17 protein-coding genes are annotated in these 17,323 nt (G+C 65.7%); 9 read left to right on the forward strand and 8 right to left on the reverse strand.

The window, feature by feature from the left end:
- Window positions 1-54 precede the first annotated feature (54 nt).
- A complete protein-coding gene (locus JJ959_RS01990) occupies window positions 55-879 on the reverse strand; it encodes a sulfite exporter TauE/SafE family protein (protein WP_292879589.1) in 825 nt (274 codons plus the stop codon).
- A 244-nt stretch (window positions 880-1,123) separates the two neighbouring features.
- On the opposite strand from JJ959_RS01990, the gene JJ959_RS01995 reads away from it, so the two are divergent.
- On the forward strand, window positions 1,124-1,708 hold the full coding sequence (locus JJ959_RS01995; protein WP_292879590.1) for a YitT family protein: 585 nt from the start codon (window positions 1,124-1,126) through the stop codon (window positions 1,706-1,708).
- A 71-nt stretch (window positions 1,709-1,779) separates the two neighbouring features.
- The gene (locus tag JJ959_RS02000) at window positions 1,780-2,991 is read left to right on the forward strand and encodes a M20/M25/M40 family metallo-hydrolase (protein WP_292879591.1); all 1,212 of its coding nucleotides are present in this window, start codon (window positions 1,780-1,782) and stop codon (window positions 2,989-2,991) included.
- A 9-nt stretch (window positions 2,992-3,000) separates the two neighbouring features.
- On the opposite strand, the gene JJ959_RS02005 is transcribed toward JJ959_RS02000, so the two are convergent.
- Window positions 3,001-3,708 (reverse strand): response regulator transcription factor, encoded by a 708-nt coding sequence (locus JJ959_RS02005; protein ID WP_292879592.1) that lies wholly within the window; start codon window positions 3,706-3,708, stop codon window positions 3,001-3,003.
- A gap of 125 nt (window positions 3,709-3,833) precedes the next feature.
- Here JJ959_RS02005 and JJ959_RS02010 point away from each other — a divergent pair, with 125 nt between their 5' ends.
- Entirely contained in the window at window positions 3,834-5,414 is a 1,581-nt protein-coding gene (locus tag JJ959_RS02010) for an Ig-like domain-containing protein (RefSeq protein WP_292879593.1), read from the forward strand.
- Window positions 5,415-5,469: 55 nt separating this feature from the next.
- Here JJ959_RS02010 and JJ959_RS02015 read toward each other — a convergent pair whose 3' ends face one another.
- Window positions 5,470-6,054, reverse strand: a complete 585-nt coding sequence (locus JJ959_RS02015) for a GNAT family protein (RefSeq protein WP_292879594.1) — start codon at window positions 6,052-6,054, stop codon at window positions 5,470-5,472.
- 61 nt (window positions 6,055-6,115) lie between these two features.
- Entirely contained in the window at window positions 6,116-7,516 is a 1,401-nt protein-coding gene (locus tag JJ959_RS02020; protein WP_292879595.1) for a PLP-dependent aminotransferase family protein, read from the reverse strand.
- A 195-nt stretch (window positions 7,517-7,711) separates the two neighbouring features.
- On the opposite strand from JJ959_RS02020, the gene JJ959_RS02025 reads away from it, so the two are divergent.
- The 5 genes from JJ959_RS02025 to JJ959_RS02045 all read left to right on the forward strand — a co-directional run bounded on the left by JJ959_RS02025 (window position 7,712) and on the right by JJ959_RS02045 (window position 12,222).
- Window positions 7,712-8,701, forward strand: a complete 990-nt coding sequence (locus JJ959_RS02025) for a threonine dehydratase (RefSeq protein ID WP_292879596.1) — start codon at window positions 7,712-7,714, stop codon at window positions 8,699-8,701.
- Window positions 8,698-9,399: an alanyl-tRNA editing protein gene (locus JJ959_RS02030; RefSeq protein WP_292879597.1), complete on the forward strand. Its 702-nt coding sequence runs from the start codon at window positions 8,698-8,700 to the stop codon at window positions 9,397-9,399. The genes JJ959_RS02025 and JJ959_RS02030 overlap by 4 nt, the downstream gene beginning before the upstream one ends.
- Before the next feature lie 27 nt (window positions 9,400-9,426).
- Window positions 9,427-10,233 carry a PhzF family phenazine biosynthesis protein gene (locus tag JJ959_RS02035; protein WP_292879598.1) on the forward strand — a complete coding sequence of 269 codons (807 nt, stop codon included), beginning with the start codon at window positions 9,427-9,429 and terminating at the stop codon, window positions 10,231-10,233.
- A gap of 152 nt (window positions 10,234-10,385) precedes the next feature.
- Entirely contained in the window at window positions 10,386-11,501 is a 1,116-nt protein-coding gene (locus JJ959_RS02040) for a bifunctional transcriptional activator/DNA repair enzyme AdaA (RefSeq protein ID WP_292879599.1), read from the forward strand.
- Window positions 11,455-12,222: an isocitrate lyase/phosphoenolpyruvate mutase family protein gene (locus JJ959_RS02045; RefSeq protein WP_292879600.1), complete on the forward strand. Its 768-nt coding sequence runs from the start codon at window positions 11,455-11,457 to the stop codon at window positions 12,220-12,222. Before JJ959_RS02040 ends, JJ959_RS02045 begins: the two co-directional genes overlap by 47 nt.
- A gap of 25 nt (window positions 12,223-12,247) precedes the next feature.
- Here JJ959_RS02045 and JJ959_RS02050 read toward each other — a convergent pair whose 3' ends face one another.
- The 3 genes from JJ959_RS02050 to JJ959_RS02060 form a co-directional block, all read right to left on the reverse strand.
- Complete coding sequence (locus JJ959_RS02050) at window positions 12,248-13,417, reverse strand: putative sulfate/molybdate transporter (RefSeq protein WP_292879601.1); 1,170 nt, start codon at window positions 13,415-13,417, stop codon at window positions 12,248-12,250.
- A gap of 87 nt (window positions 13,418-13,504) precedes the next feature.
- Window positions 13,505-14,677 carry an amidohydrolase gene (locus JJ959_RS02055; protein ID WP_292879602.1) on the reverse strand — a complete coding sequence of 391 codons (1,173 nt, stop codon included), beginning with the start codon at window positions 14,675-14,677 and terminating at the stop codon, window positions 13,505-13,507.
- A 4-nt stretch (window positions 14,678-14,681) separates the two neighbouring features.
- Complete coding sequence (locus JJ959_RS02060) at window positions 14,682-14,972, reverse strand: cupin domain-containing protein (protein WP_292879603.1); 291 nt, start codon at window positions 14,970-14,972, stop codon at window positions 14,682-14,684.
- A 217-nt stretch (window positions 14,973-15,189) separates the two neighbouring features.
- On the opposite strand from JJ959_RS02060, the gene JJ959_RS02065 reads away from it, so the two are divergent.
- A complete protein-coding gene (locus JJ959_RS02065) occupies window positions 15,190-16,815 on the forward strand; it encodes an acyl-CoA synthetase (RefSeq protein ID WP_292879604.1) in 1,626 nt (541 codons plus the stop codon).
- A 16-nt stretch (window positions 16,816-16,831) separates the two neighbouring features.
- Here the strand turns inward: JJ959_RS02065 and JJ959_RS02070 are convergent, their stop codons facing one another.
- The gene (locus JJ959_RS02070) at window positions 16,832-17,314 is read right to left on the reverse strand and encodes a hypothetical protein (RefSeq protein WP_292879605.1); all 483 of its coding nucleotides are present in this window, start codon (window positions 17,312-17,314) and stop codon (window positions 16,832-16,834) included.
- Window positions 17,315-17,323 lie beyond the last annotated feature (9 nt).

The raw sequence follows: 17,323 nt of genomic DNA on the forward strand, positions 1-17,323 counted from the left end.
CATATCTGCTTGTGCCGCTCGGCGCATCCGGGATCGTGCGGGCCGTCGCTTGCGCTAGAGCGTGGTGGCGAGCATCCGTGCGGCGGTCGCCAGCAGGAAGAGGGCGAAGCAGATCTTCAGGAGGCGCGGGCTGAGCCGGTGGGCGATGGCGGCGCCGAGAGGCGCGCAGATCGCGGAAACCGGCATCAGGATCGCCGCGCCGAGGACATTGACGAAACCGAAGCTCAGCTGCGGCAGGGCCTCGATCTGCCAGCCTGCAACGACATAGCCGATGAAGCCCGGGATCGACACCACGATGCCGAGCGCCGCCGAGGTGCCGACAGCCCGGTGCACCTTCGTGCCGAGCGCCGTGAAGAGGGGCACGAAGAAGGTGCCGCCGCCGATCCCCATCAGGGCGGAGACGGTGCCGATCAGCCCTGCGAGACCTCCCGCGCCGAGCCGTCCCGGCATCCGGTTCTTCTCGACGGGCCGCGATCCGGAGAAGAACATGTAGGCCGCCACCACGAGCGCGCCGGTAACAAAGATATAGATCAGAACCTCGCTCTTCGAGCGTCCGGCGATGAGCACGCCGAGGATGCAGCCGAGGAAGGCGGCGGGCGCCCAGAGTTTCAGCACCCCGAAATCGATCGCGCCCTTCCTGTAATGTCCGTAGGAGGAGAAGACCGAGGTCGGGATCATCGCCGCGAAGGAGGTGCCGACCGTCAGATGCATGATGATCTCGGGCGAGACGTCGAGGAAGGAAAAGACCGAGAAGAGCACCGGCACGACGATGATGCCGCCGCCGACCCCGAGCAGCCCGGAGAGCAGGCCGCCCGCCGCCCCGGCGAGAATCATCCCGGCGAGGAGCGGCCAGTTCGTCAGCAGAAGGTCGATATTCATTGCGTTTTCCGGTTCTTTCGCGCGTGCGGGTTCGGTCAGGGAGCGCGGAAGATAAGTCGCGCGACGGCAATTTCCAGCGCGATCTTGTCGCAGCCAATCTTGTGCGGCGGATGGCGACGCGCGGGTAGAAGTCCGGTCCTGCCCCGGAACCGCTATCCGCTGGCCATCCGGCGGTGGTTCGGCTAACCAGTCGCGCGGTTCCCGACGAACCCCTCGCCACACCGCCGACCCCTTCCGGAACCCGATGAAATCACCGATCTCCTTCTACGATGCGCAGGGCATCCTGTTCGGCGCCTTCATGATGTCGCTGAGCGTCATTTTCCTGGAGCAGGCCGGCCTCGTGACGGGGCAGACGGCGGGGCTCTCGATCCTGCTCTCGTATCTGCTGCCCTTCGGCTTCGGTACGGTCTTCTTCGTCGTCAGCCTGCCGTTTCTCGCGCTCTCCCTGATGCGGCGCGGCATCGCCTTCACCCTGCGCACCCTCTTCGTGGTCGCCTGCATTTCCCTCGGAACGCCGGTGCTCTCGGAGTTCATCGTGATCGAGCGCGTGCATCCGCTTTTCGGTGCCGCGCTTGCGGGTGCCTGTGCCGGCGTCGGCCTGATCGCGCTGTTCCGCCACAATGCGTCGGCGGGCGGGCTCGGCGTGCTGGCGCTGGTGGTGGAGGAGAAGACCGGCTTCAAGGCCGGATGGTTCCAGATGTGTTTCGACGCGGCGATTTTCCTTGGCGCCTGTTTCGTGCTGGAGCCGGAGCAGATCCTCTATTCCTTCGTCGGCGCGGCGATCCTCAACGCCCTAATCGCCTGGAACTTCAGGATCGGGCAAAGATGATGCGCGCCGTCCCGTCTTTCGGCTAGGCTGTCCGTTCCAATCCGTCTGTCCATCTGTCCGAGACCACGCCCATGACCAACGACACCGGCCTCATCCGGTCCCATCCCCGTTTCGAGAAAGCCGAAGCCGCGCTCCGCGCCGGGCATGACCGTTTCGTCGAGGAACTCATCACCCTGACCGAGATCCCGGCCCCGCCTTTCAAGGAGGAGAAGCGGGCCGCGGCCTATGAGGAGATGTTCCGCGCGCTCGGCCTGGAAGACGTGCAGCGCGACGGGATCGGCAACGTGACCGGACTGCGGCGCGGGCGCGGCAACGGGCCGATCGTGGTCGCCGCCTCCCATCTCGACACGGTCTTCCCCGAAGGCACCGACGTGAAGGTTCGGCGCGAGGGCACCAAGCTCTTCGCCCCCGGCGTCGGCGACGACACGCGCGGCCTTGCCACCCTGCTCGCCTTCGTCCGCGCGCTGGACGCGGCGGGGATCGAGACCGAGCAGGACATCCTCTTCGTCGGCGACGTCGGCGAGGAGGGCAAGGGCGACCTCCGCGGCATCCGCTATCTCTTCACCGAGAACCCCTATCGCGAGCGCATCGCCTCCTTCTTCACCTTCGACGGCATCGAGACCCAGGACCTGGTGACCGCAGGCGTCGGCTCCTACCGCTACAAGGTCGCCTTCAAGGGGCCGGGCGGGCACAGTCTCGGCGCCTTCGGCACGGTGAACCCGGCCTATGCGCTCGGCACGTTCCTCGTCGGCATGTCGAAAATCGAGGTGCCGGGCGATCCGCGCAGCTCCTATTGCGCCAGCACCTTCTCCGGCGGCACCTCCGTCAACGCCATCCCGGAAGAGGTCTGGACCGAGATCGACTTGCGCTCCGAGTCCGCGGAAGTGCTGGACCGGGTCGATGCCGAGGTGAAGGCGCTGATCGAGGAGGCTGTGAAGGGCGAGAACGCGCGCGGCGATACGAGCAACGGTGTGATCACGGTGGAGCTGACCCAGATCGGCAACCGCCCGGCGGGCAAGACGCCGCACAATACAACCATCGTCGAGGCGAGTATCGCGGCGATCAAGGCCTACGGTTTCGAGCCCGAATTCTCCGCCTCCTCGACCGACGCCAACATCCCGATGTCGCTCGGCGTGCCCGCGGTGAAGTTCTCCCACGGCGGTGCCGGCGGCCGCGCGCATTCGCTCGAGGAATGGATCGATGTCGAGCCGGAGCTCAGCCTCCGCGGCCAGAGTGCGGGACTGCTGGCGCTGGTCGCGACGGCGGGGTTCGTGGAGGGGTGAGCCACGGCCTCACCGCCGCAGTCGGTAGCCCATCCCCCGGACGGTGATGATCAGGCTCGGCGTCCTTGCGTCGTCGCCAAGCTTCTCGCGGAGATTGCGGATATAGATATCGACGGCGCGCGTGCCCGGCGCGTCGTCCCCGTCCGCGATCGCGTCGAGCAGGCTGTCGCGAGAGACCGTGCGGCCATTGGCATTGGCCAGCGCGGAGAGGATCAGGTACTCGTTCTTGGTGAGCGGAACCTGTTCGCCCGCGCTGTCGGCGAGATAGCGCCCGCCCGGACGCAGCACGAAATTTCCGAAGGCGATCTCCGGCCTGGTGCTCCGTGCCGTGCCGTCATTCCCCGGCCGTGCCGTGCGCCGGAGCATGTTGCGGACACGGAGCTGCAGTTCCTTGACGTCAAACGGCTTGGTGATGAAATCATCGACCCCGACCTCGAGCGCGCCGTGGCGCATCTCCATGCCGTTGGATGCCGTCACGACGATGATCGGGACGTCGGTCCGCGCCCTGAGCTGGCGGGCGACGGCGATGCCGTGCTCGTCCGGCAAGTCGAGGTCGAGCAGGATCAGGTCCAGGGGACCGCGCGTCAGGAGCCTGAACAGGTCACCGGCTGTTGTTGCCCGGGACAGCCTGAAGCTGCCAATCTGGCCGATCGCCAGGGCGATGAGGTCGGCCGTAGACGGGTCGTCTTCCGCGATTGCGATATGAGGGATGTACATTCACGGTTACTTCCAAACACTATTCAAACAAAATATATATAAAATTCTAACAAATAGTTATCAGAATGCTCCTCGCGGCCGTGAGAGTGGGAAACCGGACCGTCGTCGCTTTGCTGGAGCAAGAAATGCGCAGTCTGACTTTCACCCTCGATACCCAGACCGGTTCCGACGGCATGGCGCCCGCGATGGTCACGATCACCGAGACCGCCGTCGGCAGCCTCAACTTCACGATCAGCAACGAGAACGACGCCGACGGGATGATCGGCGACATCCGTGCGCTGTTCTTCGATGTCGCCGATAACGGCCTTCTCGGCACGCTTGCGGTGAACGGCGGCGACGTCACCGAATTCAACCAGAGCGGCAGCGTCAGCAATCTCGGCGGCGGTGCGACCTCTTCGGGCGTTCCGCACGGCGCCTATGAGGTCGGCATCGAGATCGGCACCTCCGGGGCTGCGACCGACGATATCCAGACGACGAGCTTCACCCTCTCCTCTTACTGGCGGGGCCTGACCCTGGACGATATCTCGCTCGAGAATTTCACCGTCCGGCAGACCTCCGTCGGCGAGGAAGGGGGCGCACGCGGCGACTCCGACAAGCTTTATGGTGATGCGCCCTATGCGGTGAACGCGATCAACGACGCCGTCGCTCTCGCGGAAGATGAGGTCTCCACCAGCAATCTGTTCGCCAACGATATTGACCTCGACGCGGGTGACGCAGACGGCAACGGCATCGCGGACGGTCTGACCGTCACCTCGGTGAACGGCGAGGCAGGCAGTGTCGGCCAGCAGATCGTGCTCGGCGACGGGATCACGGCGACAGTCCAGGCGGACGGGACCCTCGCCGTCGATGCCTCCGGTGCCGACTATCTCTCCGCCGGCGAGAGCGTCGAGTACAAGCTCGGCTACGGCGTAAATGACGGCAACGGCGGCTCCGATATCGCCGAGGTGACCGTCACCGTGACCGGCGAGAACGACGATCCGACCGCGCGCGACGATTTCGGCAGCACGGACGAGGCGACGGCGCTGCAGGGCAACGTGCTCCTGAACGACAGCGACATCGACCGGCTGGACACTTTCTTCGTCTCGGCCGTGGAAGGCGACGACGCGGGCGTCGGCAGCACCATCACGCTTGACTCGGGCGCGAAGGTCACGCTCTCGGCGGACGGCACCTACATCTACGATCCGAACCACACCTTCGACGGGTTGAAGAGCGGCCAGAGCGCGACGGATTCCTTCACCTACACGATTTCCGACGGTAACGGCGGCTATGCCGACGCGACGGTGCATATCTCGATCGACGGCATCGGCAGTGCGATCCCCGAAGGTGACCATTTCGGCGTCTTCACGAACAAGAAGGGCATCGCTCAGGATATCTCTAACGTGGTGTTCTACCTGCGCGAGGAAGACGGCGACCTGCTCAAGGTCAAGGTTGATGGCTGGAGCGGCGTGAGCGATCTCGACTCGGTCAATTACGGCGAGTTCCTGAGCGAGCGCTTCGGCAGCGCCGACCTGCTGGCGGTCTCGATCAAGGCCGGCAACAACCACAATGCCGATCTCGGCCCGGGCGAGGGCCAGCTCTTCCTGCTCGACGGCAACAACGACATCGACTACGTGCAGGGCGGCGCGCTGCCGCTCGACTTCACGCCCGAGGATCTCGCCGCGAAGGCCGACGTCACCATCGCCTTCTCCGACGCCTGGCTCGGCTGATCCCGACTTCTCCGGCCCGGATATCCACCGGGCCGGAGCTGGTTCCCGGCGGCGCCTAGCGCGCCGCCAGCTTCGCTTCCAGCATCTCCTTCACGCCGGCCCATTCCTTGTCGAGAATGGAGAAATAGACCGAGTCGCGAAGCGTGCCGTCGGTGTGGATCATGTGCTGGCGGAGCGTGCCCTCGTAGATCGCGCCGATGCGCTTCAGGGCGTTCTGGGACTGCTCGTTGCGGTGATGGGTCTTGAACTCGACCCGGATGCAGCCGAGCGTCTCGAAGGCATGGCGAAGCATCATGTATTTCGCTTCGGTATTGATCGGCGTGCGCTGGAAGCGCGGGTTGATCCAGGTGCTGCCGATCTCCACCCGCTTGTTCTTGGTGTCGATCGTCATGTAGCGCGTCGAGCCGGCGACCTCGCCGCTCGCCACGTCCACCGTCGCGAAGGGGCAGTCCATGCCCTTTTCCTGGTTCTCCAGCGCGAGGTGGATATAGGCCTCGACCGCCTTCGGGTCGGTGCCCGGCCAGGTCCATTTCCAGATCGCCGGATCTTCGGCGGCCTTCTGGAGAGCGGGAATATGAGACTCGCTCAGGGGCTCCAGGCGGACATGCTTGCCGGTGAGGGTGACGGGTTCGACCTTCATTCTCGTGATTTCCTTGGTATGCGGTTCGGGATACGCGGGTTGGGGAAGAGGCAGGAAAGGCTCAGACGATGGAGGCGGCCTGATGCGGCGCGCCGGCAAGGGTGTCGGCGACGAGGGTGAGGCCGTGGCGCACTGTCTTCAGGTCCTTCGGATTGCCGAGGGAGAGACGGAGCCTGTTGCGGCCGGCGCCGGGGGCGGTGGCGAAGACCTGGCCGGAGGAGACGGAAACGCCCTGCTCGCCCAGCACCGCGACCGCGTCCCGGTCGGTCCAGGGTGCGGGGACCATGAGCCAGAGATGCATGCTGGTCGGGTGCTGGGCAAACTCGAAGCCCTGGAGGATCTCGGCCGCCGCCTGCTGGCGCTTGCGCATTTCCTCCGCCTTTTCCCGGGCGAGCCTCAGCGCAATGCCGCGATCGACCCAGAGGGCGAAGATCTCCGCCATCGCCGGCGCCGCCATCCAGGTGGAGGCGCGCATCGCCCGCTCGAGGCGGGGGACCATGGCGCGCGGCGCGCTGACGCCGCCGATGCGGAGGCCGGGCGCGAGCTGCTTCGCCGCGGAGGTGATGAAGATCGACTGGTCTGGGAGGAGATTTGAGAGCGGTTCCGGCGCGTCCTCGACGAGGAAGCGGTAGATGTCGTCCTCGACCAGGATCAGGTTGTAGCGCGCGGCGATCTCCGCGACCTGTTCGCGGCGTTTCGCGCTCATGATCGTGTTGGTCGGGTTCTGCAGCGTCGGCATGAAATAGAGCGCGCGCGGCGCGAAGCTGCGGCAGGCCTCCTCCAGCGCATCGGGGCTGAGCCCTTCGCCGTCGAGTTCGACCGGCTGCACCTTGAGGCCGAGCATCTCGGCGAGGGGGACAATGCCGGGATAAGTCAGCTTCTCGACCAGGATTGTATCTCCCGCCTGCACCAGCGCGGAGAAGGCGGCGAGCATGCCGTTCTGGCCGCCCGTGGTGACAATCGCCCGGTCGGCATCGGTCTTCACCCCGAGGCTGACCATCCAGTCCGCCGCCGCCCTCCGGTGGCGCGGCGCGCCGCCGTGTGGCGCATAGGCGAGCAGGTTCATCAGGTCGCGCCCGTCCGCGATCTCGTGCATGGCGGCGGCAAAGGCCTCGCGTTCCGAGGCGCCGAGCGGGGGGTAGTTGAGGCCGAAATCGATCCCGCCGCGGTTTGCGCCGATGGGGATCTCGCCCATGTCGCGGCCGATCCGGCGGCGCACGAAGGTACCGCGCCCGACCTCGCCGTCGATCAGGCCGCGCCGCGTGGCTTCCGCATAGGCGCGCGAGACCGTGCCGACGGTGACGCCGAGCTGGTAGGCGAGTTCGCGGTGGGTCGGCAGTTGCGTGCCCGGCGCGAGCCGGCCGGTCGCGATGTCCTCCGCCATGGCGCGGGCGATGGCGAGATACTTCGGTCCGGCGCTCCCCGAGAGGTCGGGAAGCCATTCAAGCGCGGGGCGATGCATCTTTGTCTCTGTGACAATGTTCCGGTTGAATAAGAATTGAATCGATATTACGCGGTTAATGAAGGGGTTCAATCGTTCAATTGTATCGATTTGTATCCCTCTGGATGATGACAATGTGATCGTGTCATGGATGGATCGGGCTCGGGCGCTTTGCCATGATGCCGAACCCAAACGCGACATCGAAAGGAAAGACCCGTGGCAATCTCCTTTACGCGCCAGCAGCTCGAAGAGGCCGCAGACCTGGTTCACAGCGTCGTGCCGCCGACGCCGCAGCATCACTGGCCGCTGCTCTCCGCCCGCGCCGGTGCCGAGATCCGGGTCAAGCACGAGAATCACACGCCACTCGGCGCTTTCAAGGTGCGCGGCGGGCTGGTCTATATCGACGGCCTGAAGCGCCGAATGCCCGATTGCCCGGGTGTGATCACGGCGACCCGCGGCAATCACGGCCAGAGCGTCGCCTTCGCCGCCTCCCGCGCGGGGCTGCGTCCGGTGGTCGTGGTGCCGCACGGCAACTCGGTGGAGAAGAATGCCGCGATGCGCGCGCTCGGGGCCGAGTTGATCGAACACGGGTCGGACTTCCAGGACGCCTTCGAGCACGCCGTCGCGCTTTCGGAGAGCGAAGGCCTGCACCTGCTGCCGAGCTACCACGAGGACCTGATCCGCGGGGTCGCGAGCTACGGGCTCGAATTGCTCACCGCCTGTCCGGACCTGGAGCGGGTCTATGTTCCGATCGGGCTGGGCTCCGGCATCTCCGGCGTGATCTCGGCGCGCGATGCGCTCGGCCTGAAGACCGAGGTCATCGGCGTCGTGTCCGAGAACGCGCCCGCCTATGCGCTTTCCTTCGACCAGAAGAAGCCGGTCTCGACCAACAGCGCCAACACCTTCGCCGACGGCGTCGCCTGCCGGGTCCCGGTGCCGGCGGCTGTAGAGCTGATCTGCAAGGGTGCGGAGCGCATCGTCACGGTCTCCGAGGCGGAGATCCGCGCGGCCATGCGGCACTATTACACCGACACCCACAATATTGCCGAGGGTGCGGGCGCCGTGCCGCTGGCGGGTTGCCTGAAAGAGGCGGCCGCGAACAAAGGGAAAAAGATCGGTGTCATCTTGACGGGTGGCAATGTCGACCGGGAGGTCTATCAAGAGGTCCTGATGGAAGCCGACAAGCTCAAGGAGGCCGCACAGTGACCGAAGAACTCTTCCGCGAAGATTCCTACCTCAAATCCTGTAAAGCCAAGGTGCTGTCCGCCGGGCCCGAGGGCGTGGTGCTCGACCGCACCGTCTTCTACCCGACCGGCGGCGGCCAGCCCGGCGACAGCGGCACGATGAAGAGTGCCGCGGGCGACGTCGCGATCGCCGACACGGTGAAGGGCGAGGGTGGGATCCTGCATGTCCTGGAAGAGGGCGCGGCGCTGCCCGCTGCCGGGGACGAGGTCGAGGTCACCCTCGATTGGGACCGCCGTTACCTGCACATGCGCACCCACACGGCCCTGCATCTGCTCTGCTCCGTCGTCGACGGCGGCGTGACCGGCGGCCAGATCGGCGCGGGCAAGGGACGGCTCGATTTCGACATCCCGGGCGAACGGCCGGAGAAGGAGGCGCTGACCGAAGCGCTGAACGCGGTGATCGCGGGCGATCACCCGGTCTCGCTCTCCTGGATCACCGATGCCGAACTCGAGGCCAATCCGGATCTCGTGCGCACCATGTCGGTGAAGCCGCCGATGGGCAGCGGCAAGGTTCGGATGGTGAAGATCGGCGATGTCGACTACCAGCCCTGCGGCGGAACGCATGTGCGCTCCACGGCCGAGATCGGGCGGATCCAGGTCGGCAAGATCGAGAACAAGGGCAAGCAGAACCGGCGGATCAATATCTCGCTGGTGGATTAGCAATCGTCACCAAGAGGAAGAAGGACAATGCGGGTTCCGATTTATCAGATCGACGCTTTCACGGACAAGGTTTTCGCCGGCAATCCGGCGGCCATCTGTCCGCTCTATACTTGGCTGAGCGACCTCACCATGCAGTCGATCGCGGCAGAGAACAATCTGGCGGAAACCGCGTTCTTCGTTCCCGACGAGACCGGGGATGCCGATTTCCATCTCCGATGGTTCACGCCGGTTCACGAGGTCGATCTCTGCGGTCACGCGACGCTCGCCAGCGCCGCGTTGATCTTCGGCGACCTGATGCCGGACCGGGACGAGATCAGCTTCCGGACCCGCAGCGGGATCCTGAAGGTGCGGCGCGACGGCGAGTATTACGTCATGAACTTCCCGAGCTATCCGCCGGCCCCGCGCGAGGTACCGAAGGGGCTCTACGAAGCGCTCGGCGCCGAGCCCGTCGCCCTTCTCCACGCACCGCAGGAAAAGGAACGGGACCGGCTCATGGCGGTCTATGAGAACGAGGACCAGGTGCGGGCGCTCAGTCCCGACATGGGCCTGCTGAAGAAGCTGCCGACGGTCTCCGTCATGGCGACGGCGCCGGGCTGGAACGTCGATTTCGTGTCCCGCTATTTCGCCCCTAATGCCGGCATCGACGAGGATCCGGTGACCGGTTCGAACCATTGCCTGCTGATCCCCTACTGGGCGGAGCGGCTCGGCAAGAAGCAGCTGCTCGGCCGCCAGATCTCGGCCCGGGGTGGCGAGCTCAAATGCAGCCTCAAGGGCGACCGCGTCGAGATGGCCGGCAAGGCCGCTCGGTATCTCTCGGGGCATATCGAGATTTAGTTTACTTCGTCATCCCGGCCCCCGAGCCGGGACCTTCCGAAGAGCGCGCTCCGTGTTCGACAAGGTCCCGGATCAGGTCCGGGATGACGATTACGGATATACACGCCCGAAAATCGGCGTACCGGCTCCGGGCGATCTGTTAGGCGTTGGTCATGCTGTACGACACATACGACCATGACACTCTCTACGCCGCCCTCGAACGCCGCGACCCGGCCTTCGAGGGGCGGGCCTATGTCGCCGTAACCTCGACCGGGATCTTCTGCCGGCTCTCCTGCCCGGCGCGGAACCCGAAATCGGAGAACTGCCGCTTCTTCGCCACGGTCGGCGAATGCATCGAGGCCGGTTTCCGGCCGTGCAAGCGGTGCCGTCCGCTGGCGAAGGCGGCCGAGGGCGATCCGGCGGTGACGAAACTGATGGCGGCTTTCGAGGCGGAGCCTGAGCGGCGCTGGACCGAAGGCGACATTATCGCCCTAGGGCTCGATCCCTCGACCGTGCGGCGCGGCTTCAAGCGCCAGTTTGGCATGACCTTCCTCGAAATGGCGCGGCTCAGCCGGCTGCGCGACGGGTTCGTCACGCTCTCCGGCGGCGGCAGGGTGATCGACGCGCAGCTCGATGCCGGTTTCGACTCGCCGAGCGGCTTCCGCGCCGCTTTCGCCCGCCTGCTCGGCCAGTCGCCGCAAAGCTTCACCGGCGGCGAGCTGTTGAAGGCGGACTGGATCGACAGCCCGATCGGCGCGCTGGTCGCGGTCGGCGACCGGACCCACCTGCATCTGCTCGAATTCGTCGACCGCAAGGCCCTGCCGCGCGAGCTGAAGAAGCTGCGCGCAGCGGCACCGGGCGGGATCGGCATCGGACGGCTGCCGCCGACCGAACAGATCGCGGCGGAACTCGAAGCCTATTTCGCTGGCAAGAGCGCGCGGTTCGAGACGCCGCTCGCCTATCACGGTTCGGTCTTCACCCGCGAGGTCTGGCTGGAGCTGCGTCGTATCCCGGCAGGCGAGACAAGGAGCTACGGCGATCTCGCAAAGGCTATCGGCCGTCCGAGTGCCACCCGCGCCGTTGCCCGCGCCAACGGGGCGAACCAGATCGCCATCGCAATCCCCTGCCACAGGGTGATCGGCGCGGACGGGTCTCTCACCGGCTATGGCGGCGGGCTCTGGCGCAAGCGCAAGCTGATCGATCTGGAAGAAAGTTATGCAAGACAAGTTGGGGGAGAAACGCATGTCGCGAGCGGACAAGGCCAGGGCCTTCGCGGATCTGCACCGTAAGGGCGATCCGGTCGTTCTTTTCAATATCTGGGACGCGGGCAGCGCCAAAGCGGTCGCCGATGCAGGCGCGAAGGCGCTGGCAACCGGAAGCTGGTCGGTCGCCGGCGCGCAGGGCTATGGCGACGGGGAGGCGCTGCCGCTCGATCTCCTGGAGACGATCGTGAAGCGGATCGCGGCAACCGTCGATCTGCCGGTCAGCGTCGATTTCGAGGGTGCCTACGCGACCGGTCCCACCGGTGTGGGCAAGAACATCGCGCGGATGATCGCCGCCGGTGCCGTCGGGGTGAATTTCGAGGACCAGAAAGTCGGCGGATCGGGGCTCTACCCGGTCGCCGAGCAGGCGGCGCGGATCCGTGCTGCGCGGGATGCCGCCGAGGATGCCGGCTTGCCGTTCTTCATCAATGCCCGCACGGACCTTTTCCTGAAGGACCGGGAGCCCGCCAACCATCCGGCTCTGATCGGCGAAGCGCTCGCCCGCGCCCGGGCCTATAACGAAGCCGGTGCCAGCGGGATCTTCATGCCGGGGCTGAAGACGCCGGAGCTGATCGAGCGCGTCGCCGGGGAAATCTCCCTGCCGCTCAACATCCTGATCATGCCGGGCGTGCCCGAGCCGAACGAACTCGCCGCGCTCGGCGTCGCCCGCATCAGCTACGGCCCCGGCCCGTGGCGCGAGATGATGGCCTGGGTGACGGAACAGGCGGGGAAAGTTTACGGCGTCTGACGCTTCGCCGCTCTGCTCGCTCGCGTCAGATCTTCGCCTTCCGGTGCATGAGCAGGCGCACGATCGCCATGCGTATCAATTCCGCGACGGAGCCCGCCAGCAGAGCCCAGAAAGGGTCCGCCCAGACGGTGACGCCGGCGGTCACGGCAATCACAGGCCAGCAGGACGGCTTGCTGTCGAACAGGCGTTTGGAGAACGCGAGCTCCCCCGAGGCCATCAGCAGGAGCGCGCCGAGCCCGGCGGCGGGAATGGCGGCAAGTGCCGCCACGCCCAGTCCGTCCGGTAGCAGCGCGAAGAGGAGGAGTGCAGCGCCAAGCACCAGCGGTGCAGTGCCGCTGCGGGCACCGAAACGATAATGCGCCGCGAGTCCGCCTGCGCCGTGACACATGGGCAGTGCACCAAACGGTGTCAGGGCGAGGTTGGCAAGACCGCTCGTCACCGACAGTCGGGCCGGGGTGACATGGGATGCACGCTCACCGAAATAATCGCCCGCGACAAGCGCGGTCAGCAGAATGGCATTGGTGAAGGTCAGGGCCAGTTGCGGCAACACATACAGCGATATTGCGCGCTCCAGTTCCGCGAATGTCGGCAATGGCGGGATCGGGAAGGCGACCGCTTCAACCGTTCCGAACGGCATCCCGGGAACGTCCAGCAACTGCGCCAGTGCGATCGCGGCGGCAAGCCCTATCAGGGCGGAGGGAAAGCGCGGGGCGAAGAGAAATCCGACGAGCAGGCCAAGCGTTGCCAGCGCGATTGGCGGTGAGGTGGCCATCATGTCCAGGCTCACCAGTGCGAGCGTCAGGCCGAGGCCGGCTTGCAGTCCGGCCAGCACCGACTGGGGAACCACCCGGGCGATCCGCGTGATCCATCCTGTCGTCCCCAGAACCAGGAGAACGGCGCCAATCATGACACCGCTCACGGCAAGGCCAGCGGGCATGATGCCGGATGTGAGCAGCACCGCCGCGACGGCCTTCATCGGCTGAACGGGGATCGGCAGGCGGTAATAGAGTGCCGTCGAGATGTAGAATACGGCGAAGCCGATCATGACCGGGGCCGGCGCCAGACCGACAAGGGCGATCGCGCCGAGCATTAAAGGCAGGAGCGTGCCGAGGTCTCCCAGCGCGCCGCCGAGTTCGCGCAGGTTGAAGAGGAACTTTTCACCCCTTGTTCCGGCCGTGGCCTCCACTCGGGTCACCCTTTATAGCGCTTGTTCCAGCGTCTCAGGATACGCGTGACCAGGTTGTATTTTCAAAGGCGGATTTCATCCTCTGGCCGTGAGGCCTCAACCGAGATATCTCCGGATCGCATGCATGAAGATGCCGGAGCCGGCGGCGATCATCTCGTCCGGGAAGACATAGTCCGGATTGTGCAGGTGGGGGCAGTTCTCGCCGGCGCCAAGGAAGACCATCGCGCCTTTCGCGCCCTGTCCGAAGCGGCCGAAATCCTCCGAACCGCGGAACGGCAAATCGCCCGCGTCGTGGCTGACGCCGCGCGCGTTCAGTGCCTCTTCCAGTAGACGCACCGCATCCGGATGGTTCACCGAGGCATCGAAGACGTCGTCATAGGAGATCTCGAACGTCAGCCCGGCCTCATTGGCGGCTTTCTCCACCAGTCCCTCGGCGGCGGCGACCAGCGCCGCCATCTCTCCGTCGGACTTGGTACGCAGCGTCGCCATCAGCCGGCCCGCGCCGGGGGCGACGCCGTAGGCGGGCTCGCCCATCGAGACATGGGTCACCGTTACCATGGAGAAATGCTCATCCTTGACGTCGCCGGCGCCGAGCGCGGTCAGGGCCGGCATCAGGGCGGAGAGCGCGGTCATCGGCGAGGTGCCGGTCTCTGGCTGGGAGGCATGGGCGGTCTTGCCCGTCAGGCGCACCTCCATGCCGCGCGAGGCGCAGCAGACGATGCCGGGAGCGATCGTCGCATGGCCGGTCGGGATGCCGGGCATGTTGTGCAGGGAGATCGCCATGTCCGGGCGGATATCGCCGTAGCGCGGATCGGCGATCACCGCGGCCGAGCCGGCGCCGGTCTCCTCCGCCGGCTGGAACATCAGCACGACGCGGCCCTTCGCCGGGCGCTGCCGCTCCAGCCCGTAAGCGAGCGCGGCGACCGTCGTGGTGTGCCCGTCATGGCCGCAGAGATGGGCCTTGCCAGGGGTTTCGGAGCTGTAGTCGAGGCCGGACAGTTCCTGGATCGGCAGGGCGTCGAGCTCGGAGCGCACCAGCAATGTCGGGCCCGGTTCGGCACCCTCGAAGATCGCGGCGACGCCGTGTCCGCCGAGTCCGGTCAACACCTTGTCGGGGCCGCGTCTGCCGACGAACTCGACCACACGCGCGGCGGTCTTCTCCTCCTCGCCGGACAGCTCCGGATGGCGATGCAGCTCGCGGCGGAAGGCGATAAGCGCTTCTTCCTCGTCGGGCGTCAGGAAATGATCGTAGTTCCGGTTCTCGGGCATGGTCTTACTTGTATTCGATCTCGATGAAGGACATCGGCGTCTCGCCGCCGTTGATTACATTGTGCTCGACCCCGGCATCGCGGCGGTAGGCGGCACCGGCCGGTGTCTTGACCGTGCGCGTACCAGCCGGCTCCTCCAGCAGCAGGGTGAGGTCGGTCATCGGCACGACGACATAATCCATCCCGTGGACATGATGCCCGGTCTCGGCGCCAGGGGCAAAATCCCAGCGGGTGATGCGGACCTTCTCGTCGTCGAGAAGCTGGGTCGGAACGGCGGCGGGGCGCTTGGCGGTCATGGCGGGTATCCGGTTCAGGTGCGCAATGGACTGAAGGCCGATGGGGTGTCGACCCGGCTTCGTCCTTGTAAGGAGAGAGACCAAGCATGCCGTCCCGGCCGTCGCTCCGCAATCGCTCACTTCCACGCGCGCACGGATTGCAGCCGTGCCGCAGGGGCGCTAGCCTCCTCGAAACGTGGCCGCGGAGCCGGCAAAATAAATCGAGAGGAAACAGGGAATGAGCGGAAATCCGTTCGAGGAAAATCTGGACCGGAACGCGGCGAACTACGTGCCCATGTCGCCGATCTCCTTCCTGGCCCGGACCGCCGCCGTGTTTCCGACGCGTCCCTCGGTGATCGACGGCGCGCGCCGCTTCACCTGGGCGGAGACTCGGGAACGCTGCCACCGTTTCGCGTCCGCCCTCTCGAAACGCGGGATCGGTAAGGGAAATACAGTCGCCGTCATGGCGCCGAACATCACCGCCGCCTTCGAGGCCAGCCTCGCGGTGCCGATGACCGGCGGCGTGCTGAACGCCATGAATATCCGCCTCGACGCCCCGACCATCGGTTTCATTCTCGAGCATGGCGAGGCGGATGTCCTCGTGACCGATACCGAATTCGCGCCGGTCATCCGCGAGGCGCTGAAGGAGGTGAAGCGCAAGATCCTGGTGATCGACATCGCCGACCCGGCCGCTCCTGACGGAGAGCGGCTCGGCGAGATGGAATACGAGGATTTCCTGGCGACCGGCGATCCGGAGTTTATCGCGATTCCGCCGAAGGACGAGTGGGACGCGATCGCGCTCAACTACACGTCCGGAACCACGGGCAATCCGAAGGGCGTCGTCTATCACCATCGCGGTGCCTACCTGAACGCGCTCGGCAATGCGTTGGTCTGGGGCATGGCGCATCACCCGGTCTATCTCTGGACCCTGCCGATGTTCCACTGCAACGGCTGGTGCTTCCCCTGGACCATCACCATGCTCGCCGGGACCCATGTCTGTCTCCGCCGCGTGGTGGCGAAGGACATCAATGACGCCATCGCCGATCACGGCGTCACGCATCTCTGCGGCGCGCCGATCGTCATGTCGATGCTGCTGAACGCGCCGGACGACCAGAAGCGGAGCTGGGACCATCAGGTGCAGATGATGACGGCGGCCTCGGCGCCGCCCGCCTCGGTGATCGAGGGCATGGAAGCGATGGGCATCAAGGTGACCCATGTCTACGGCCTGACCGAGGTCTACGGGCCCGCCGTGGTCTGCGAATGGCACGAGGAATGGAACGGCCTGCCGATCGACGAGCAGGCGCGCCTCAAGTCACGCCAGGGCGTGCGCTATCCGGTCCAGGAAGGCCTGATGGTGGCCGATGCGGAGACCCTGGAACCGGTCCCGATGGACGGCGAGACCATGGGTGAGGTCTTCATGCGCGGCAATATCGTGATGAAGGGCTATCTGAAGAACCCGAAGGCGACCGAGGAGTCCTTCCGCGGCGGCTGGTTCCATACAGGCGATCTCGGGGTCTGCCACGAGGACGGTTACATCGAGCTGAAGGACCGTTCGAAGGACATTATCATCTCGGGCGGCGAGAATATTTCCACCATCGAGGTCGAGGGCGTGCTCTACCGCCACCCGGCGGTGATGGATGCGGCGGTGGTGGCGCGGCCGGACGAGAAATGGGGCGAAACGCCCTGCGCCTTCGTGACCCTGAAGAACGGCGCAAAGGTCACCGAGGCCGAACTGATCGCCTTTTGCCGCGAGCGCATGGCGCATTACAAGGCGCCGAAGACGGTGGTGTTCGGCGAACTACCGAAGACCTCGACCGGCAAGATCCAGAAATTCGTGCTGCGGGACCAGGCGAAGGCGCTCTAGCGGGCGCTGCCGGACCTCAGAGAACCGACTCGATGAAGACGCCCTTCAGGCTGTCCTTGAAGCGGTTGGACACATGCTTCTCGACATCGGCCTTGAAGAGCAGAATGTCGGAAGCGGAAGGGCGCCCCTTCTCGAACAGCCGAAGACAGAGCGGATAGACGATACCGTTGAGCTGGGTCTTCGCGTTTTCCAACTCGGCTTTTTTCGTCACGTCCACCGCTTGGAGCGCTACCCTAACCCGATGCTCGGTCAACTGACCGCCGACATAGAGCGAGACGGTGAAGGGGCCGAGCGGAAGCACGTCGGGGCCGATGACATGCCGGTAGCTGATGTCGCGGTTGAATTCCTTGTCCTTCTTGCGCTGGGCCTTCTCCTGCTGCTGGCGTTCGGCCTCGGCCTTGGCGTTCGCCTTGTCGCCGGCACTCTGGGCGAAGGCGATTGAAGCATGTCCACCCGCAACGAGCAGGCTCAGAACCAGGATCGTCAGGAGACGCGGCATTGATTTTCT

The sequence above is a fragment of the Nisaea sp. genome (genome assembly GCF_017640745.1).
Lineage (GTDB): Bacteria > Pseudomonadota > Alphaproteobacteria > Thalassobaculales > Thalassobaculaceae > Nisaea.

Bases quoted from the DNA above. Each gene is read 5' to 3' on its own strand.
- JJ959_RS02060 (WP_292879603.1), bottom strand. From the start codon at position 14,972: ATGACCGCCAAGCGCCCCGCCGCCGTTCCGACCCAGCTTCTCGACGAC.
- JJ959_RS01995 (WP_292879590.1), top strand. From the start codon at position 1,124: ATGAAATCACCGATCTCCTTCTACGATGCGCAGGGCATCCTGTTCGGC.
- JJ959_RS02065 (WP_292879604.1), top strand. From the start codon at position 15,190: ATGAGCGGAAATCCGTTCGAGGAAAATCTGGACCGGAACGCGGCGAAC.
- JJ959_RS02070 (WP_292879605.1), bottom strand. From the start codon at position 17,314: ATGCCGCGTCTCCTGACGATCCTGGTTCTGAGCCTGCTCGTTGCGGGT.
- JJ959_RS01990 (WP_292879589.1), bottom strand. From the start codon at position 879: ATGAATATCGACCTTCTGCTGACGAACTGGCCGCTCCTCGCCGGGATG.
- JJ959_RS02005 (WP_292879592.1), bottom strand. From the start codon at position 3,708: ATGTACATCCCTCATATCGCAATCGCGGAAGACGACCCGTCTACGGCC.
- JJ959_RS02045 (WP_292879600.1), top strand. From the start codon at position 11,455: ATGTCGCGAGCGGACAAGGCCAGGGCCTTCGCGGATCTGCACCGTAAG.
- JJ959_RS02035 (WP_292879598.1), top strand. From the start codon at position 9,427: ATGCGGGTTCCGATTTATCAGATCGACGCTTTCACGGACAAGGTTTTC.
- JJ959_RS02020 (WP_292879595.1), bottom strand. From the start codon at position 7,516: ATGCATCGCCCCGCGCTTGAATGGCTTCCCGACCTCTCGGGGAGCGCC.
- JJ959_RS02055 (WP_292879602.1), bottom strand. From the start codon at position 14,677: ATGCCCGAGAACCGGAACTACGATCATTTCCTGACGCCCGACGAGGAA.
- JJ959_RS02010 (WP_292879593.1), top strand. From the start codon at position 3,834: ATGCGCAGTCTGACTTTCACCCTCGATACCCAGACCGGTTCCGACGGC.
- JJ959_RS02040 (WP_292879599.1), top strand. From the start codon at position 10,386: ATGCTGTACGACACATACGACCATGACACTCTCTACGCCGCCCTCGAA.
- JJ959_RS02015 (WP_292879594.1), bottom strand. From the start codon at position 6,054: ATGAAGGTCGAACCCGTCACCCTCACCGGCAAGCATGTCCGCCTGGAG.
- JJ959_RS02000 (WP_292879591.1), top strand. From the start codon at position 1,780: ATGACCAACGACACCGGCCTCATCCGGTCCCATCCCCGTTTCGAGAAA.